The organism is Dokdonella sp., assembly GCF_039926425.1.
GTDB lineage: Bacteria > Pseudomonadota > Gammaproteobacteria > Xanthomonadales > Rhodanobacteraceae > Dokdonella_A.
The window spans coordinates 20,977-37,304 of sequence record NZ_JBDSWZ010000299.1 but is presented as its reverse complement, the minus strand read 5'-3'; the positions used below and the strand labels follow the sequence as shown (position 1 = coordinate 37,304).

The following is a 16,328-nucleotide window of genomic DNA, read 5'->3' as shown; positions in this document are numbered from 1 at the left end:
GTCGCGCTGATGCCGCTGATCGAGATCGTAAGGCAGGACAGGCTCGATCCGGCCATCGAGAAACGCGCGTTGGCTTTCTGCAAGGCGATCGACAAACTACCGGTGCCGGTCGCCGGATCACCGGGATTCCTCGTCAACCGCATCCTGATGCCGTACATGCTCGAAGCCGCGCGCGCGTACAGCGAAGGCATTCCAGGTCCGGTGATCGACAAGGCGGCGAAGAAGTTCGGCATGCCAATGGGGCCGATCGAGCTGATCGACACCGTCGGGCTTGACGTTGCCGCGTCGGTCGGTGCGCAGCTGGGTCCGTTCCTCGGTCTCGAGATCCCCGCAGGCATCGGCACGCTGGTCGAAGGCGGCAAGCGCGGGAAGAAGGATGGCGAAGGATTCTACGTGTGGGACGAGGGCCGGGCGAAAAAACCCGAAGTCGATGCGGCCTACGTCGCGCCCGCGGATCTCGAGGACCGGCTGATCCTCGCGCTGCTCAACGAGGCGGTTGCCTGTCTCCACGACAAGGTCGTCGACGACGCGGACCTGCTCGACGCCGGGGTGATTTTCGGCACCGGCTTTGCTCCATTTCGCGGCGGTCCCGTGCAGTACATTCGCGACACAGGCACCGCTGTCCTGCGTGCGCGCCTCGCCGCGCTTGCCGGGAGGCATGGCGCCCGCTTCAATGAACGACCCGGGTGGGACAATCGGCTGCTGCAGACTGCAGCGACATGAGTGCATTGAGTTCGATCCCGATTGCATGCGAGGTCGAAGCGTGATCGCGGGTACGGCGTCGGCCGCCGCGGTACAAAGTCGCGGCGCGCGAGTCCTCTCGTGGGTGCTGTGGCCAACGATTTACGGAGCGGGTCTGATCGGCGTCCACGCGGCGCTGGCGAGCACGCATCCCCTCCTCGGCTTCAACATCGTGTATGCATCGGTCGCGCTCGTCATCGGGATCCTCGAACGACTGATGCCGCATGAAGTCCGCTGGCTTGAAGCCGACGGCGAGACCCGCGCAAATCTCTCGCACACGCTGCTGACGAAGGGCCTGGTGCAGGTCGCTGCTGCAGCCGTGACGACGGCGGCGATGCTGACCGCAACGGCGGTCGATCCGGCGAGTCGTTCGGCCGCGCTGTTGTGGCCGCAACAGTGGCCCCTGTTCGCGCAGGTTGTGCTGGGCCTCGCGATCGCCGAACTCGGCTTGTACGTTGCCCATCGGATCGCGCACGAGTGGCCGCCGTTCTGGCGGTTTCACGCATTGCATCACAGCGTGACGCGCCTCTGGGTCGTCAATACAGGACGCTTCCACATCGTCGACACGTGCTTCAAGGGCGCGCTCGGGCAGATTCCGTTGTACGTCCTCGGCGCACCGCTGCCGGTCTTCCTGTGGATCAGCGCGGTTACCGCAATCACCGGACTTCTGACCCACTGCAATGTCGTGATGCACACAGGACCGCTCGACTACGTCTTCAGCACGCCCGGCCTGCATCGCTGGCATCACTCGCGTGTTCCGGCCGAAGGCAATCGCAACTATGGCGAGAATCTCGTGCTGTGGGACCTTGTGTTCGGAACGTATTTCAACCCGCCGCGGCGTCCGCCAGCGGACATCGGCATCGACGGTCGAATCGCGTCCGGCTTCCTGCGTCAACTTGCCCAGCCGTTCAGCGGCGCGGGCGCACGGGAAATCGCAGGCGACGCCGCCACTCCGATGACGTGATCGCGTGGGCGATCACGTCGCCCACAGATCCTTCGCGAGGCGCACGCCGTCTTCGTTGTTCGAGTAGAGCCCGGTGACTTCGGCAACCTCCCGGTACCCGAGCCGCGCATAGAACTGCCGGGCCTGCGCATTGGCCTTGCGCGCCTCGAGATAGATGCAGCCCGTCCCTGCGACAAGTGCGGTAGCCTCCATCCAGCCCATCAACGCGCTGCCAACGCCCTTCTGGCGGTAGGCGTAGTCCACGGCAAGCAGAAGCAAATGCGCTTCGTCGTCCTTGTATTGCATCACCGCGAATCCGGCGAGGGCTCCCTTGTCGCGCGCAACCGCGACGTTGATCGACGCATCGTGGATGACCCGCAAGATCCGCTGTGGTGTCCATCGCCAAGTGAGTCCGTGCTCCACCAGATCGCGCGACATCATCGCGATCCGGCGCGAATCGGCCGGGCGTGCGAGCGCGATTTCGCAATCGGCGATCACGCCGGCGACTCGCCTGCCTTGGCGAGTCCGGAATGGCGCACGTCCTTGCCACGCAAGAGATAGAGCACGAATTCGCACAGGTTCTTGCAGCGGTCGCCGATGCGCTCGAACGAACGCGCACACCACAGGCGATCGAGTTCGACCGGAATCTGTTCGGGCTTCTGCTGCATGCGGGCCACCAGCGTCGCGTTCAACTCCTTGTAGAGTGCATCGAGCTTGCGGTCGCGCTTCATCACGTCGAGCGCGAGGTGTTCGTCGAGGCGCGCGAACGCGTCCAGCGCTCCGCGCAACATGTCGCGCGAACAGCGACCGAGGTCACCGAGTGACGCAGTCACGTCCACCCCGCCCTCGTCGTCGAGCAACCTTTCGCCGATCCGCGCGATGCGCTTGGCCTCGTCGCCGATGCGCTCCAGATCGCCCAGCATCTTCATCACGGCAAGCACGAGCCGAAGATCCGACGCGGCAGGCTGGCGGCGCGCGAGGATGAACGCGCATTGTTCGTCGATCGCGAGTTCCGCCGCGTTGACCTGTTGCTCGCGCTCGCGGATCTGCGCACCTGCGCCGGCATCGCGTTCAATCAACACGTGCATTGCGGCGGCAATCTGCTCCTCCACCAGGCCGCCCATCGCGAGAACCTGGCGGCGCACGTCCTCGATCTCGTTGTTGAACTGACGCGAGATGTGTTGGGAAAGGTGAAGGCGGTCCATGGCTTGGAGATTCGGGATTGGCAAAGTGAGTAGTAAAGGGCGTGCAAAGAGAACATGCAACCCGCTGATCATCGACTGCGCCTTGAGCGCGCGGCGCGATCGAATCGCGATTCCGACCGTCAGCCATAGCGCCCGGTGATGAAGTCCTCGGTCTGTCGTTCCCGTGGGTTGGTGAACAGCGCGTCGGTCGCTCCGAATTCGACCAGGCGTCCCTGATGCAAAAAAGCGGTGAAATCGGAGACGCGCGCTGCCTGCTGCATGTTGTGGGTCACGAGCACGATCGTATGGCGTCGCGCAAGTTCATGCAGCAACTCCTCGAAGCGGAGCGTCGAGACCGGATCGAGCGCGGAGCCCGGCTCGTCGAGCATCAGGATGTCCGGCTCGACCGCGATGGCGCGCGCGACCACCAGACGCTGCTGCTGCCCGATCGACAGATCGAGCGCGCTCTCGTCCAGCCGCGACACCACTTCGTTCCATAGCGCCACCGCCTTGAGCGCCGCCTCAACACGGTCGTCCAGTTCGCTGCGGCGACGGATGCCGAGCAGGCGCAGTCCGTAGGCCACGTTGTCGTGGATCGACAGCGGAAACGGGTTGGGACGCTGGAACACGATGCCGACGCGCCGACGCAGGTCGTGCACGAGCGTGTCCTTCGCATGGGCATCAATTTCACCAATGCGAATGCGGCCGGTCGTGCGACTGTCTGCGATCTCGTCGTTGAGCCGGTTCAGACAGCGCAGCAGGCTCGACTTGCCGCAGCCGCTTGGACCGACGAGCGCGGTGATTCTCAACGCCGGAATGGAGAGACTGATCTCGTGCAGCACCTGCCGTGCGCCGTACCAGAGGCACAACGATTCGGTCCGCAGCGCGACGTCTGCGTGCATGGTCTGCGTCTCCGTCGACGCCGGGACGTCGGGCGGTGCACTCAGCGACGAGAGTCCTCTTTCTTCCATGTCGTGTCGGTCAGTATTCCAGCGCGCGATAGCGCTCGCGAAGACGATGACGCAGCAGGATCGCAGAGAGGTTCAGCGCGACCACCACCGCCACCAGCAGTGCAGCGCAAGCATACGCGCGTGGCACACCGCGAATTGCGTCGGAACTCGCGAGTGCCGCGTCGTAGATTCCGAATCCAAGGTGCATGAACTGGCGCGACGGATGGAGAAACGGAAAGTCGCCGTCGATCGGCAACGTCGGCGCGAGCTTGACCACACCGACCAGCATCATCGGCGCGACCGCGCCGGCAGCGCGTGCAATCGCCAGGACCAGTCCGGTCAGAAGCGCCGGCCGAGCGGCGGGCAACAGCAACCGCCACAGCGTTTCCTCTCGCGTCGCTCCAAGCGCAAGGGAGCCGTCGCGCAAGCCGGCAGGGATGCGCGCCAGCCCCTCCTCCACGCTGACCACGACGACCGGTACGGTCAGAAGCGCCAGGGTCAACGACGCCCACAGCAGCCCGCCAGTGGCAAACGTCGGAACGGGCAGCCGGTCGGCATAGAACCATTGATCGATGCTCCCGCCGACGCCGTGGACGAACAGTCCAAGGCCCAGCACGCCGTAGACGATCGATGGAATGCCCGCCAGCGTCGTGATCGCCGAACGCACGAAACGAGTGGAACGGCTGCGTTGCTCATGCAGATGGATGGCCGTCGCAATTCCGAGCGGCATCACGATCATGCTCATCAGCAACACAAGGACGACGGTGTCGATCAGCGCCGGCAGAACGCCGCCATCGAGGTTGGACGCGGTCGGCGGAGTCGCCAGAAAGCGACCCACATTGCCGAAGAACAATCGCATGCGCGCGAGCCGGTCGAGCGCGTTCACATGCTGGACCTCGCGCTCGAGCGCCGGTCGGCTTGCGAGCGCGAACACGCGCGCCGCACTCGTCGTCGACTCGCGCCCGAACAGGCGACGCCCGTCGTCCAGCACGACCGTGATCGCGTCGGCGGGCTGCGATTGCGACACGATGTCGATACGCGGCACGCGTCGATAGGCGACACCGATCCGGTCGATCTCGCTGGTGCGCAGCGCAATGACGCCGCTGTCTTCGAATACGATTTCCCCAAGCAGTGCACTGCCATTGCGCAGTTGCATCTCCGTGACCGACAGTGGCCAGAATGCACCGAGGCCGGCGATCGCAAGCCATCCGATCAGGCAAAGCAGAACTCCGAGACCTGTCGCGGTTGCACCGGCGAGCAACCAGATTTTCCCGTCCCCCTCACGCCGACCCATCAGGCGCCCGCCACTGCGTGCATGCGACGCCGCAGCCGCTCGCGCACTGCTTCGGCGAGGCAATTGAGCGCGAGGGTGAGCACCAGAAGTAGGAGCGCGGCCAGCAACAGACTTCGATAGGGTTCGCTCGCCGCTGCAGCCTCGGGCATGCCGAGTGCCAGATCCGCACTGATCGACCGCAACCCGGCCAGCGGATCAAATCCCGCAATGGGCGTGTTGCCGCTCGCCATCAGCACGATCATCGTTTCACCGAGACAACGCGATAGTCCGAGCAACGCGGCCGCCATCAAACCCGAGCCCGCAGCCGGCAACAGAACCGAAACGAGTGCCTGCCAGCGGGTCGCGCCCAACGCAAACGCCGCCTGCGTGTGCGTGCGTGGCACCAGGAACAATGCGTCCTCGGCGACCGAGAACACCAGCGGCATCGACGCGAATCCCAGCGCGAGTCCGACCAGCACTGCATTCCACGGACTTTCGGGAACGATCGCAATCGCATCGTGCTGCGCGCCCAAGGCAGCACCTGTTGCAACCACGGCGACGATCAGCGGCAGCAGCCAGAACGGAAGCCAGCCGTACGACTGCACGCGTTGACCCAGCGCCATTCCTCCGGTCAGAAGCAGCGCCGGCACCACGACGAGGAGCGCAAGAACCGTCGCAACGTGCGTTGCCAGCCACGGCGCAATGGTGGTCGTTGCGATCAGCCCGAACACCACGGTCGGCACCGCTTCGAGCATTTCCAGCGACGGTTTGATCCACGCGCGCAAGCGGGACGCGCAAAAATGGGCGGTGAACATCGCGGTTGCAACGCCGAGTGGAACGGCGACGAGCACCGCGCAGGCGCCGGCACGCAGGGTGCCGGCAAAGATCACGGCGAGACGGCTCCACGCGTCCGCCGGCAGTCCGGACCACGGCAACAGGCCGGCCATCAGATAGAGTGGAATCGCCAGCATGCCGGCGAGCACGAGAGCCGTCCCGGCGGAAACCAGCGCGCCGCGCACGCGCTCGCTCCGCCGCCGCGAAAGCGCTGCTCGCGCAATGAAGTCCTGACTCAACATGGGTTCCCACATCGCTGGAACAGCGGGCATTGGACCATGCCAGGGCCGCCTCATGACAGCGGTGTCGCAGCGTCGGTATGGCGGTCATCGATTGGTCATGCCGGCGCAACACGCGGGTCAACGGGAGCTGTCACCGTCGCGCAAATCATCCAGGGCGCCTTGCGCATGCGCGTTGCAATCGTCACCGAAACATGGCCACCGGAAATCAACGGCGTTGCGCTGACCGTGCAGTCGCTGGCGCGCGGCCTCGCGGCGCTCGGACACACGGTCGAACTGGTGCGTCCGGCTCAGACCCGTGAGGAGCCGGAGCAGTCGGATCCGACGTTCGAGCAGGTCCTGTTGCCCGGCGCATCACTGCCCCGATATCCAGGCCTTCGATTCGGACTTCCGGCCCGGCATGCATTGCAACGTCGCTGGAGTGCTCGACGTCCCGATGTGCTCTACATCGCGACGGAAGGGCCCCTCGGCCTCACTGCCCTCGGTGCGGGTCGCCGCCTCGGCATTCCTGCATGCACCGGCTTCCACACACGATTCGACGATTTTGCGCGCCACTACGGCGTCGGCTTTCTGACACCGATCGTCTTCGCGTATCTGCGACGCTTCCACAATCGTGCGTCGGCAACACTGGTCCCCACGACGGAACTGGTGGCTTTCCTCCGCGCGCAGCATTTTACGAACGTGCAGATGCTCCGCCGCGGCGTGGATGGAGAACTGTTCCACCCCGACCGTCGCGATGAAGCCCTGCGTTGCGAGTGGGGGTTGCTGCCCAATGATCTGGCCGTCATTCACGTGGGCCGGATAGCGCCCGAAAAGAACCTCGAGCTCGCGATCGACGCATTCCGTGCGATCAAGTCCGCACAGCCCACCGCGCGGATGGTATTCGTCGGTGACGGGCCCTCTCGGGCGGCGCTCGCCGGGCAAAATCCCGACATCGTTTTCACCGGCGCGAAGCGCGGAGACGATCTGGCGCGCCATTACGCCAGCGCGGATCTGTTCCTGTTTCCGAGCCTCACTGAAACGTTCGGCAACGTCACCCTCGAAGCGCTGGCAAGCGGTGTTCGCGTTGTTGCGTTCGACTATGGCGCCGCGCGCGCGCATCTCAACGATCCGCATGCCGGCAGCCGCGTTGCAATGGCTGATCACCAGGCCTTCGTCGTGGCCGCGTTGGCGATGGCGACGAACATCGCGCAAGAATCAGCAGACATGAAACGTGTATCGCGCAGCAGTACACGCGATGCCGTCGCCGATCTCGACTCGGCGGGCGTCGCGGCCCACTTCGCCGATCTTCTCGCTGACCTTTCACTTCGGAGAGCCGCATGACCACCTGGCAGCGTATCGGAATTGGCTGCGGAGAACGGAACCTGTGCCTGGCGATGAATCGCTGGGGCGCACGACGCGCGACGACGCGCTTCTTCAGCTGCATCAGCCGGCTCGGTGACGGCGGTTTCTGGTACGTACTGATCGCAGGCCTCGCCCTGGGCGGTGGCGTTCGCGGAGCACACGCCGCCTTGCACATGACGCTGGTCGGCCTGGTTGCTGCAACGCTTTACCGGTCTCTGAAGCGCTGGACACGTCGCGCGCGACCGTTCCGTGCGCACGCGGAGATCACGGCCTATCTCCTGCCACTCGACGAGTTCAGCTTTCCATCGGGCCACACGCTGCATGCGGTCAGCTTCAGCATGATCGCGATTGCATGGTTCCCGTGGCTTGCGGCAGTGCTGCTGCCGTTCACCCTGCTGGTGGCGATCTCGCGCGTGGTGCTCGGCCTGCATTACCCGAGCGACGTGCTCGCCGCCACGTTCATTGGCATCGTGCTCGCTGGCGCATCGTTCGGCGTGATTCCCGCCGGCTGGATCGGCTGATCGCGCACTCAGGATTTCGGAGGCGATGCATCGATGCAGCGCCTCAGCAACACCGACGATCCGTTGAACTCTGGCGTGCGCACGATGCTGTCGAGAATGTGGCCGCCGCGTGACGCGCGCTTGTTGCAGCTCATGTTGGTCGCGCGCAGCCCGTACGCATCGATTTCGGCTTTTGCATCTGCAGCGGCGATCGTGCGTTGGTCGGTCGGGAGCGATGCCTCGATTTTCGCGATCACCGGTGGATAGGTCGAAAACGGCACTTCATCGGCGACTTTCATCCACGCATAGCCGCTCAGGTCGTCTCGGCCGCTTCCCTGACCCAGAAGGTACATCCGCCCGAGCGCCCACTGGCTTCCCTTGTCACCGGCACAGGCGGTCCTGGTGAACAGTGCAGGCGCGGTGTCGTCGTGTTTGCCGTCGTACGCTTTTTTTGCGTCGTACAGCATTTCGCGGCAGGTGCGGGCCGACACGCGGTCAACCCCTTCCGAAGCGGAACCGTGCACGAGACTGGAACTCGCGACACCACCCAGCAGGACCGCAAGCACGACGAATCCCTTCATGATCATTCCGTTGATGAGGTGCCGCATCGGCCTGGCACGGATTGCGACGGAGTCCAGCGTCGGTCAGCCAAGCGTTCCCTTGCGCAACGAAACTAGAATCGTTCCACCCGTGCCCGCATCGTCGATGGCCGCAGTTGTGCCAGCCAGTCGCTTGCATTCGCAACCTGCGCATTGCGCTTGAAGGCATCGAGCGCCTCCAGATCGAGCTCCGCGCACGCCCACTGCGCGCCTTCGTCGGCACGAATCTCGACGCCGTCCGAAGGAAAGCCGCGATCGATGGGCGTATAGATGGCCGCGCGACCGGTATTCACATCGAGCGCGGGGCTCCACGCGGCTTCTCCCGCGGTCACGGAGCAGGCAACGTACACCTGATTTTCGAGTGCGCGCGCCTGGCAGCCGACGCGGACTCGATGCGCACCGGCATCGGTGTCAGTGCAGCTGGGTACCAGGATCACGCGCGCGCCCCCTTCGACCTGCGCACGCGCATACAGCGGAAACTCGATGTCGTAACACACATCGATGCCCACCCGCCCGAACTCGGTGTCGAACACCTTCAGCTCGTCGCCGGCCTCGATCACGCGTGCGTCACGCTCGAAACCGGTCAGCGTCAGCTTGTCCTGAAACGTGATTTTTCCAGACGGCGCGATGAAATAGGAGCGGTTCCGATAACGACCGCCGCCGATATCCACGAGAAACGTCCCGGCAACGAGATAGATCGAATGCCGCATCGCAAGCTCGCATGCCATTGCGATGTAACCGTCATGCTGAACCTGCATGGCTGCAAGCGAGCGCACGAAATCCGCGCGCACCTCCTCAACCTGGCCCGCAGCGGCCTCGAGTGCCAGGTATTCGGGCAACACGACGACGTTCGCACCGGCCTGTACAGCGCCGGCAACGCGCCCGCCGACGCGCGCGGCGAAATCCGAAAAATCGGCAGGCGCTCCGATGGCGTACTGCGCGACGGCAACGACGATTTTCATGAAGCCTCCAATGGACGTAGCCAGAAGCGCAGCGCGTGGTCGGAGGGCGCATCATCGCCGAGCTCCTGCCACTCCAGCCGACACAGCATGTCGTCTTGCCGCACGTAACCCCGACCTGCCCAGAATCGGTCGTTCAGTCGAAACCCGTCCGGTCGCCTCGAATCGCCGGGCGGGCGCTCGACCGAACAGAACGCGGTTGTCTCGAAGCGGCCGAGCAATCCGGCGTGACGCTCGCGCTCATCGAAAAACCGGTGGCCGAGTCGCTGACCGCGATAGCGCGTGAGGAGTACGGACTCGCCGAAATAGAACACCCGCGCCGGATCGATGCCGCGCTCAATGAATGGTTGCCTGAACGACGCGACCTCGTCGAGCAGGGGAACGCCGGTCGACGCACCCACCACCTCGTTGCCATCGAAGGCCAGCACAAACAAGCTGTCCGGTGATTTTGCGTACGTCGCGAGGTACTGCGCTTCGTAGTCGCGATCGCCCGCGTACAGGTAGGGCCAGTCCCGGAAAACCGCGATGCGCAGCGCGGCGACCGCGTCGAGATGGGGTGTCACCGCAGCGCCGGTGAAGAGTTGGACGTTGATCATCGCGCTACGGTAGCGACTGACGGTGCAGCAGGCAAAGTAGCGGAGGACGTCGTATCGGCGTCAAATCGTCGCGCCGATCCAGCGGGCCGCGCCCTGCCCGGCGATCCGGCCGCTGGCGAAGCACGCGGCGAGCAGATAGCCACCCGTCGGCGCTTCCCAATCGATCATTTCACCGGCGCAGAACACACCGGGTCTGGCCGTGCACATCAACGCGCCGTCAAGGGCGTCCACGCGCACGCCGCCGGCCGAGCTGATTGCTTCTGCGAGTGGCCGCTCGCGTTGAAGCATCAGCGGCAGTGCCTTGATGATCGATGCAAGCCGAACCGGATCCTGCTGATCCGCCTTGCTCGCAACTTCGAACACCAGCGCGGCCTTCACGCCGTCGATGCCGGCCTGCCGACGCAGGTGCTCGCTCAATGTCCGGCCAGCGCGCGGTTTGGCAAGATCCCGTTCCAGCCGGGACTGCTCGCGCCCGGGCGAAAGGTCCAGTCGGATCGTCATCGGGCCCGCGCGCGCGATGGCGTCGCGGATCGCTCCGCTGAACGCGTAGATCAGGCTGCCCTCGACACCCGAAGCCGTGATGACGAACTCGCCCTGCCGGCGCTGCACACCGTCCGCTCCCGTCCATTCGATGACCACCGGCTTCACCGGCTGCCCGGCGTGGCGCGTGGCCAGATGCGCGCTCCAGTCGACGTCAAAACCGCAGTTGGAGGGTTGCAACGGTGCGACATCGATCCCCGCATGTTGCAGTCGGGGGACCCATGCACCGTCCGATCCGAGCACCGGCCAACTACCGCCTCCGCAGGCCAGAACCAGCGCGCCATGCGACACCGAACGCGCATCGTCCCCCACACGAAACCGCAACGCACCTGCGGCATCCCACCCATGCCAGTCGTGATTGACGTGGAATCGGACGCCGCTCGCCCGCAGTCGGCGAACCCATCCGCGCAGCAGCGGGGCCGCTTTGAGGCTCAGTGGAAATACGCGACCCGAACTTCCGACAAAGGTTTCCACGCCGAGCTCGCGTGCCCAGGCACGCAATCGGTCGGCGTCGAAGGCGCGCAACCACGTGGCGACCAACGCGGACCGGTCGCCGTAGCGACCGACGAATGCGTCGAACGATTCGGAATGCGTGAGATTGAGACCACCCTTTCCGGCGATCAGGAATTTCCGTCCCACCGAACCCATGCGGTCGTAAACGTCGACCTCGATGCCCGCCGCGCGCGCGACTTCCGCCGCCATCAGTCCGGCAGGACCGCCGCCAATGACGGCGAGCGATCGGTGATTCCTGCCGCTCATCGTGGGCGCGTGATCGCCACGATTCAAACCCCTTTTCCAACCTGATCGAGCCAGTCCTGCAGGTTGTAGTAGTTCGTCACGCGCGCGATGCGACCGTCGCGCACATCGAAAAACGCGCCACCAGGCAGAACATATTTTTGTCCGTGCGCGGCGGGCAGCCCTTCGTCGGCAATCTTGTATTCGCCGTGCACGACATACTCCGCGGCGGCGCGCGTGCCATCGACACTGGCCATCACCGCGATGTTGCGCAACTGCTCGGAATAGCTGCGATCCATGCGGCCGAGGAACGCGCGGAACATCTCGCGGCCGCTCTCCCGCGACCCCTGGTTCAGATCGTGCACGACATCATCGGCGAGCAGACCGAGCATGGTGTCCCAGTCGCCGCGATTGAACGCGGCGTAGTAGTTCTGGATCAGCAGCAGCGTTTCGTTCATGGCGACGCGTCATCCGACTCAAGTGTGGTCGGCTATCGTAGCGCGCCCGCCGCGCGCCGCGGTTGTCAGCGCCAGAAGTGCGACATTCCGCTCGCATGGATGGCCCAGTACATGCCGAACGCGGTCCAAAACACCTTCTTCAGTCCGCGCGCCAGCAACCACGCGACGCCGATGGCGAGCAGAACGGGAATGTATTTCTCCAGCGTTTCGCGCGTCGGGGTCGAAAGATTCGGAAGCTGCACGTTCATGGCGATCTCCTGCGCACCGGATTGGATGCGCGATCATCGTCTCGCAGCGCGTCCCTGCGCATCAGATGCAGGCATCAGTCATCGGGGGTGACGTCTGTCATGCGCGCCCGCGTCGACGGCTCAGAACCAGATCCGCACGCCAGCGAGCCACTGTGTATCGCCCGCGACCTCTCCTGCCGCGCGCGCGAGATCCGCCGTCGCGCCAAGCAGCTGGTGCCGCTCGACTCCGACGTACGGCGCAAACCTGCGTTGGATTTCGTAGCGAAGGCGCACTCCCAGTTCCGCGTCTGCGACGCCGCTGCCGACCCGTGCTGATGGGTCCGCCTTCCCGTAGCCATTCAGCTCGAATCGAGGCTGCAGCACGAGACGCTGGCTGAGCAGGAGGTTGTACTCGGCTTCGAAGCGAACCGCCGTGTTGCCCCGCTCGCCCAGATACACCGTCGCCGTCATGTCGATGTCGTATGGAGCCCTCCCCTGGATTCCCGATGCCAGCCAGCTGCGCTCTGCACCCCGTCCGAAATCGTGTCGGATACCGAGCTTCGCATCCCAGAACGGCGCGACAGCATGGCTCCACAGCAGCTCGATGTCGGCGCGATCCGTGCGGCCATGTTCGCGCTCACCCTCGCTGCGAAACGCGAACCGGTCGAAATCGCCGCCCATCCACCCTTGCAGACTCCAGGCGAGTGCGGCCCCTGGATCTGCATCGACGTGTTCGAAGCGATCGAGGGAGAACATTCCGAACATCGCCTGGTCGTCCATCCCCATCACATCGACCATCTGGCTCGAATCCATCGCGCCCATGGGCTGACTCGGCGCGGCCGGAGGAACGTGGTCGGCCGGTGGTAGCGATTCGCCCGCAGCGCCAGGAAGGGTCGCAGAAACCGCGCTGTCGGTCGTCATCGCGGCAGCGCGTTCAGCAGAGTGCGGGGCGAGGCCGAGGGCGAGCACGAGCGCGCACGACGTCAACGGGATCACGCGACCACCACTTCGCGAAACATGCCCGCTTCCATGTGGTACAGCAGATGGCAGTGGTACGCCCAGCGGCCGATGGCATCCGCACTGACGCGATACGCGATCTTCTGCGCCGGCTGCACGACAACCGTGTGCTTGCGGACCTGGAACTGTCCGTCGGGCGATTCGAGTTCGCTCCACATGCCATGCAGGTGGATCGGGTGCGCCATCATCGTGTCGTTGACCAGCACGATGCGCACCCGCTCGCCGTGGCGCAACTGCAGCGGCTGTGCGTCGGAAAACTTCTGACCGTTGAACGACCACACATAGCGTTCCATGTGACCGGTGAGATGCAGTTCGATGTCGCGTTGCGTGTCGGCCGAAACCGGTTGCGTCAGCGTGTGCAGGTCGGCATAGGTGAGCACGCGACGTCCGTTGTCACGCAGTCCGATTCCTGGATCGTCGATGTTGGTGCGGGGGGCGTCGACGCGCATGTCGACACCCGGTCCGAATTCGCTCGCGGAATGGGCAATCGCGTTGCCTGCAGCGTGATGCATGGTCGAATGATCCATGCCGGCCATCGCATCGCCGCGCATATCGCCCATCATGTCAGCCATTCCCAGCAACGGACGTGCGTCGAGTGCGGGTACCGGAGCATGCATCCCGGCGCGCGGTGCGAGCGTGCCACGCGCGTATCCGGACCGGTCCATCGACTGGGCAAAGATCGTGTAGGCCTTGTCGTCCTCCGGCTCGACGATCACGTCGCAGGTTTCGGCCGGCGCCAGGCGGAACTCGTCGACGCCGACCGGTTCGACGTCCTGGCCGTCCGCCGCGACCACGCGCAGTTTGAGCCCGGGAATGCGGACGTCGAAGAACGTCATCGACGACCCGTTGATGAAGCGCAACCGCACCGTCTCGCCCGCGGCAAACAAACCACTCCAGTTCGCCGCGGGCGTGTTGCCGTTCATCAGATACGTGTAGACGTGTGCCGACACGTCGGCGAGGTCGCTTGGATTCATCCGCATCCGGTTCCACATCCGGCGGGACTCGAGTGCAGCGCGAACGCCCTGCGCGCTGCTATCACGCAGGAAATCCGCAGCGGTCGGCTGGCCGAAATTGTACGCATCGCTGTGCTTCTTCAGCGTCGCGTAGATGTGTTCCGGGTCGGTGTCGGTCCAGTCCGACAACACGATCACGTGTTCGCGATCGGTCGGAAACCGTTCGACTCCACGCGGGTCGATCACGATCGGCCCGTACAGTCCGACCTGCTCCTGGAACCGCGAATGGCTGTGATACCAGTAGGTACCCGACTGGTTCACGGTGAAGCGATAGAGATAGCTGCCGCCCGGTTCGATGCCCATGAACGAAAGGCCGGGCACGCCGTCCATATCGGCCGGAAGCACGATCCCGTGCCAATGGATCGAACTGGTTTCGGGCAATCGGTTGCGCACACGCAAGGTCACGGTGTCGCCCTGCTTCCAGCGCAACAGCGGTCCGGGTACCCGGCCGTTCACCGCGACCGCGAGCCGGGGCGAGCCCGTGAAGTCGACCGGCACTGCGCCAATGTCGAGATCGAATTGCGTGCCGGAAAGGACGGCGCCGCGCCCTTCGCTGGCACGCAAGCGTGGCCAGCCGCACGCGATGGCCAGCGCACCGGAAGCAACGCCGTGCACGAACCGCCTGCGTGAGGGCGACGGGAGGGGTGGCCGGCGAGTGCCGACATCAAAAGGGGACATGGTTGAAATCCGGGCGTACGCGCGACTGACGGCTGCGCATGAGCTTAAGACGGGCGACGACGCGTCCAAACGCGTTCGCCAGCGAAAACGACAACGGATTCAGCGGATCGGAGGGCGCTGGTGGGGGCCCGCGGGCGCGGCGAATGCAGAGTCGTCGTCGACCAACCGAGGTACGGGATGCGGCCGCGCAACTGCGATCGGCGACTCCGGCACATGGCCGATCGCATGCGCGAACGCACAGGCACACGCGACCTTGCAGCAACCATCGGAACCGTTCGCGTGCTTCACGGACGACGCCGTGTCGCAATGCATGCCGGACATCGACATGGCTGCGGCATCCGATGGACTGGTCGCACCGACGAGGCCACCCAGTGCGATCGACACCGCCAGCACGAACGCAGCGATCCGGGCAACACGCCAGCGCGCGATGCGGGACAGTCGTCGGACCGGGCTGGCGAACGGATGCGTCACGGACGAGAATGGTACGCGCTTGTGTTGCCCTTGCGCCAATCCATCATCGCCGGAATCACGGTGCAGGACATTTCCGCCCCACATGAACTACCGCCACGGGTTCCACGCCGGAAATTTCGCCGACGTCTTCAAGCACGTGATCCTGATCGAACTTCTGCACGCGTTGAAAGCGAAGCCGGCTGCATTCTGCTATGTCGACACGCACGCGGGTCGCGGCCGCTACGATCTGCGCGCAGAGCAGTCCGAGCGCACACGCGAATATGTGGATGGCGTGCAGCGACTGATTGACGCACCCGACCTTCCCCAGTCACTGCGCGCTTACGTCGATCTCGTGATCGGGGCCAACCCGACAGGCGCCATCGAGCACTACCCGGGGTCTCCATTGATCGCGCGCGCGCTGATGCGCGCTCACGATCATGCGATCGTTTGCGAGCTGCAGCCCGAGGAAGCCGGCGCGTTGAAGTCGGCACTCCGTGGCGACGCGCGTTTTGCCGTGCACCAACGTGATGGCTACGGCGCATTGAAAGCGCTGCTTCCGCCACCGCAGAAGCGAGGGCTGGTGCTGATCGACCCGCCGTTCGAAGCGCAGGGCGGCGAATACGCGCACATCCAGGACGCTCTCGTGAACGCATTGAAACGCTGGCCAAACGCGATCCATGCGATCTGGTATCCCATCAAGTTGCGCGAGACGATCGCGCCGTTCCACCGATGGCTTCACGCAAGCGAACACACCCGCGACGTGCTGGTGACCGAACTTCTGCTCAGCCCGGACAACACTCCGCTGCGGCTGAATGGCTGCGGCGTCGCGCTGATCAATCCGCCATGGCACTTCGAGCGGACTCTCGAGTCGTTCGTTCCTGCGTTGACGGCCCTGCTCGCACCCGGAACACATTCGAGCTACCGCATCGATACGCTGAAGAGGAGCGGCTGACCGGGTTTTCGTGTGGCAGTCGTCTGCGAGCAGAGCGAACGACTGGAAATACAATCAGAAGACTGAAACACGACGAACACGAAAAACACGAATGGA

The 16,328-nt window shown here is 64.6% G+C and carries 19 protein-coding genes; 5 read left to right on the top strand and 14 right to left on the bottom strand.

Going from position 1 to position 16,328, the window contains the following annotated elements; genetic code table 11:
• Positions 1–723, top strand: a 723-nt coding sequence (locus ABIV12_RS16795) for a 3-hydroxyacyl-CoA dehydrogenase family protein (RefSeq protein WP_348061457.1), incomplete at its 5' end; no start/stop codon positions are given.
• Between the two features lie 40 nt (positions 724–763).
• The gene (locus ABIV12_RS16790; protein ID WP_348061455.1) at positions 764–1,705 is read left to right on the top strand and encodes a sterol desaturase family protein; all 942 of its coding nucleotides are present in this window, start codon (positions 764–766) and stop codon (positions 1,703–1,705) included.
• Between the two features lie 12 nt (positions 1,706–1,717).
• Here ABIV12_RS16790 and ABIV12_RS16785 read toward each other — a convergent pair whose 3' ends face one another.
• The 5 genes from ABIV12_RS16785 to ABIV12_RS16765 all read right to left on the bottom strand — a co-directional run bounded on the left by ABIV12_RS16785 (position 1,718) and on the right by ABIV12_RS16765 (position 6,110).
• Entirely contained in the window at positions 1,718–2,182 is a 465-nt protein-coding gene (locus ABIV12_RS16785) for a GNAT family N-acetyltransferase (RefSeq protein WP_348061453.1), read from the bottom strand.
• Entirely contained in the window at positions 2,179–2,889 is a 711-nt protein-coding gene (phoU, locus tag ABIV12_RS16780; protein WP_348061451.1) for a phosphate signaling complex protein PhoU, read from the bottom strand. The genes ABIV12_RS16785 and phoU overlap by 4 nt, the downstream gene beginning before the upstream one ends.
• 119 nt (positions 2,890–3,008) lie before the next feature.
• Complete coding sequence (locus ABIV12_RS16775) at positions 3,009–3,770, bottom strand: phosphate ABC transporter ATP-binding protein (protein WP_348061449.1); 762 nt, start codon at positions 3,768–3,770, stop codon at positions 3,009–3,011.
• 79 nt (positions 3,771–3,849) lie between these two features.
• Entirely contained in the window at positions 3,850–5,112 is a 1,263-nt protein-coding gene (locus tag ABIV12_RS16770; protein ID WP_348061447.1) for an ABC transporter permease subunit, read from the bottom strand.
• Positions 5,112–6,110 (bottom strand): ABC transporter permease subunit, encoded by a 999-nt coding sequence (locus ABIV12_RS16765; protein ID WP_348061445.1) that lies wholly within the window; start codon positions 6,108–6,110, stop codon positions 5,112–5,114. Before ABIV12_RS16765 ends, ABIV12_RS16770 begins: the two co-directional genes overlap by 1 nt.
• A gap of 222 nt (positions 6,111–6,332) precedes the next feature.
• On the opposite strand from ABIV12_RS16765, the gene ABIV12_RS16760 reads away from it, so the two are divergent.
• Positions 6,333–7,487, top strand: a complete 1,155-nt coding sequence (locus ABIV12_RS16760) for a glycosyltransferase family 1 protein (RefSeq protein WP_348061443.1) — start codon at positions 6,333–6,335, stop codon at positions 7,485–7,487.
• A 53-nt stretch (positions 7,488–7,540) separates the two neighbouring features.
• Entirely contained in the window at positions 7,541–8,029 is a 489-nt protein-coding gene (locus ABIV12_RS16755) for a phosphatase PAP2 family protein (RefSeq protein ID WP_348061463.1), read from the top strand.
• An 8-nt stretch (positions 8,030–8,037) separates the two neighbouring features.
• On the opposite strand, the gene ABIV12_RS16750 is transcribed toward ABIV12_RS16755, so the two are convergent.
• The 9 genes from ABIV12_RS16750 to ABIV12_RS16710 form a co-directional block, all read right to left on the bottom strand.
• A complete protein-coding gene (locus ABIV12_RS16750) occupies positions 8,038–8,589 on the bottom strand; it encodes a hypothetical protein (protein ID WP_348061441.1) in 552 nt (183 codons plus the stop codon).
• Between the two features lie 92 nt (positions 8,590–8,681).
• Entirely contained in the window at positions 8,682–9,563 is an 882-nt protein-coding gene (locus ABIV12_RS16745) for a carbon-nitrogen hydrolase family protein (RefSeq protein WP_348061461.1), read from the bottom strand.
• Between the two features lie 2 nt (positions 9,564–9,565).
• Positions 9,566–10,162: a GNAT family N-acetyltransferase gene (locus ABIV12_RS16740; protein ID WP_348061439.1), complete on the bottom strand. Its 597-nt coding sequence runs from the start codon at positions 10,160–10,162 to the stop codon at positions 9,566–9,568.
• A 60-nt stretch (positions 10,163–10,222) separates the two neighbouring features.
• Positions 10,223–11,461, bottom strand: coding sequence for a TIGR03862 family flavoprotein (locus tag ABIV12_RS16735; protein ID WP_348061437.1), 1,239 nt, complete (start codon positions 11,459–11,461; stop codon positions 10,223–10,225).
• Between the two features lie 23 nt (positions 11,462–11,484).
• Positions 11,485–11,895: a ketosteroid isomerase-related protein gene (locus ABIV12_RS16730; protein ID WP_348061435.1), complete on the bottom strand. Its 411-nt coding sequence runs from the start codon at positions 11,893–11,895 to the stop codon at positions 11,485–11,487.
• 65 nt (positions 11,896–11,960) lie between these two features.
• Positions 11,961–12,143: a hypothetical protein gene (locus tag ABIV12_RS16725; protein ID WP_348061433.1), complete on the bottom strand. Its 183-nt coding sequence runs from the start codon at positions 12,141–12,143 to the stop codon at positions 11,961–11,963.
• 120 nt (positions 12,144–12,263) lie between these two features.
• A complete protein-coding gene (locus tag ABIV12_RS16720; protein WP_348061431.1) occupies positions 12,264–13,118 on the bottom strand; it encodes a copper resistance protein B in 855 nt (284 codons plus the stop codon).
• The gene (locus ABIV12_RS16715) at positions 13,115–14,830 is read right to left on the bottom strand and encodes a copper resistance system multicopper oxidase (protein WP_348061429.1); all 1,716 of its coding nucleotides are present in this window, start codon (positions 14,828–14,830) and stop codon (positions 13,115–13,117) included. Before ABIV12_RS16715 ends, ABIV12_RS16720 begins: the two co-directional genes overlap by 4 nt.
• A gap of 99 nt (positions 14,831–14,929) precedes the next feature.
• Positions 14,930–15,301: a hypothetical protein gene (locus tag ABIV12_RS16710; RefSeq protein WP_348061427.1), complete on the bottom strand. Its 372-nt coding sequence runs from the start codon at positions 15,299–15,301 to the stop codon at positions 14,930–14,932.
• 82 nt (positions 15,302–15,383) lie between these two features.
• Between ABIV12_RS16710 and rlmJ the strand changes: the two genes are divergently transcribed.
• A complete protein-coding gene (gene rlmJ / locus ABIV12_RS16705; RefSeq protein ID WP_348061425.1) occupies positions 15,384–16,232 on the top strand; it encodes a 23S rRNA (adenine(2030)-N(6))-methyltransferase RlmJ in 849 nt (282 codons plus the stop codon).
• Positions 16,233–16,328: the final 96 nt, after the last annotated feature.

Coding starts and splice junctions, on each gene's coding strand:
- phoU (WP_348061451.1), bottom strand. CDS start 2,889: ATGGACCGCCTTCACCTTTCCCAACACATCTCGCGTCAGTTCAACAAC.
- ABIV12_RS16775 (WP_348061449.1), bottom strand. CDS start 3,770: ATGCACGCAGACGTCGCGCTGCGGACCGAATCGTTGTGCCTCTGGTAC.
- ABIV12_RS16770 (WP_348061447.1), bottom strand. CDS start 5,112: ATGGGTCGGCGTGAGGGGGACGGGAAAATCTGGTTGCTCGCCGGTGCA.
- ABIV12_RS16760 (WP_348061443.1), top strand. CDS start 6,333: ATGCGCGTTGCAATCGTCACCGAAACATGGCCACCGGAAATCAACGGC.
- ABIV12_RS16755 (WP_348061463.1), top strand. CDS start 7,541: ATGAATCGCTGGGGCGCACGACGCGCGACGACGCGCTTCTTCAGCTGC.
- ABIV12_RS16750 (WP_348061441.1), bottom strand. CDS start 8,589: ATGAAGGGATTCGTCGTGCTTGCGGTCCTGCTGGGTGGTGTCGCGAGT.
- ABIV12_RS16740 (WP_348061439.1), bottom strand. CDS start 10,162: ATGATCAACGTCCAACTCTTCACCGGCGCTGCGGTGACACCCCATCTC.
- ABIV12_RS16735 (WP_348061437.1), bottom strand. CDS start 11,461: ATGAGCGGCAGGAATCACCGATCGCTCGCCGTCATTGGCGGCGGTCCT.
- ABIV12_RS16730 (WP_348061435.1), bottom strand. CDS start 11,895: ATGAACGAAACGCTGCTGCTGATCCAGAACTACTACGCCGCGTTCAAT.
- ABIV12_RS16725 (WP_348061433.1), bottom strand. CDS start 12,143: ATGAACGTGCAGCTTCCGAATCTTTCGACCCCGACGCGCGAAACGCTG.
- ABIV12_RS16715 (WP_348061429.1), bottom strand. CDS start 14,830: ATGTCCCCTTTTGATGTCGGCACTCGCCGGCCACCCCTCCCGTCGCCC.
- rlmJ (WP_348061425.1), top strand. CDS start 15,384: ATGAACTACCGCCACGGGTTCCACGCCGGAAATTTCGCCGACGTCTTC.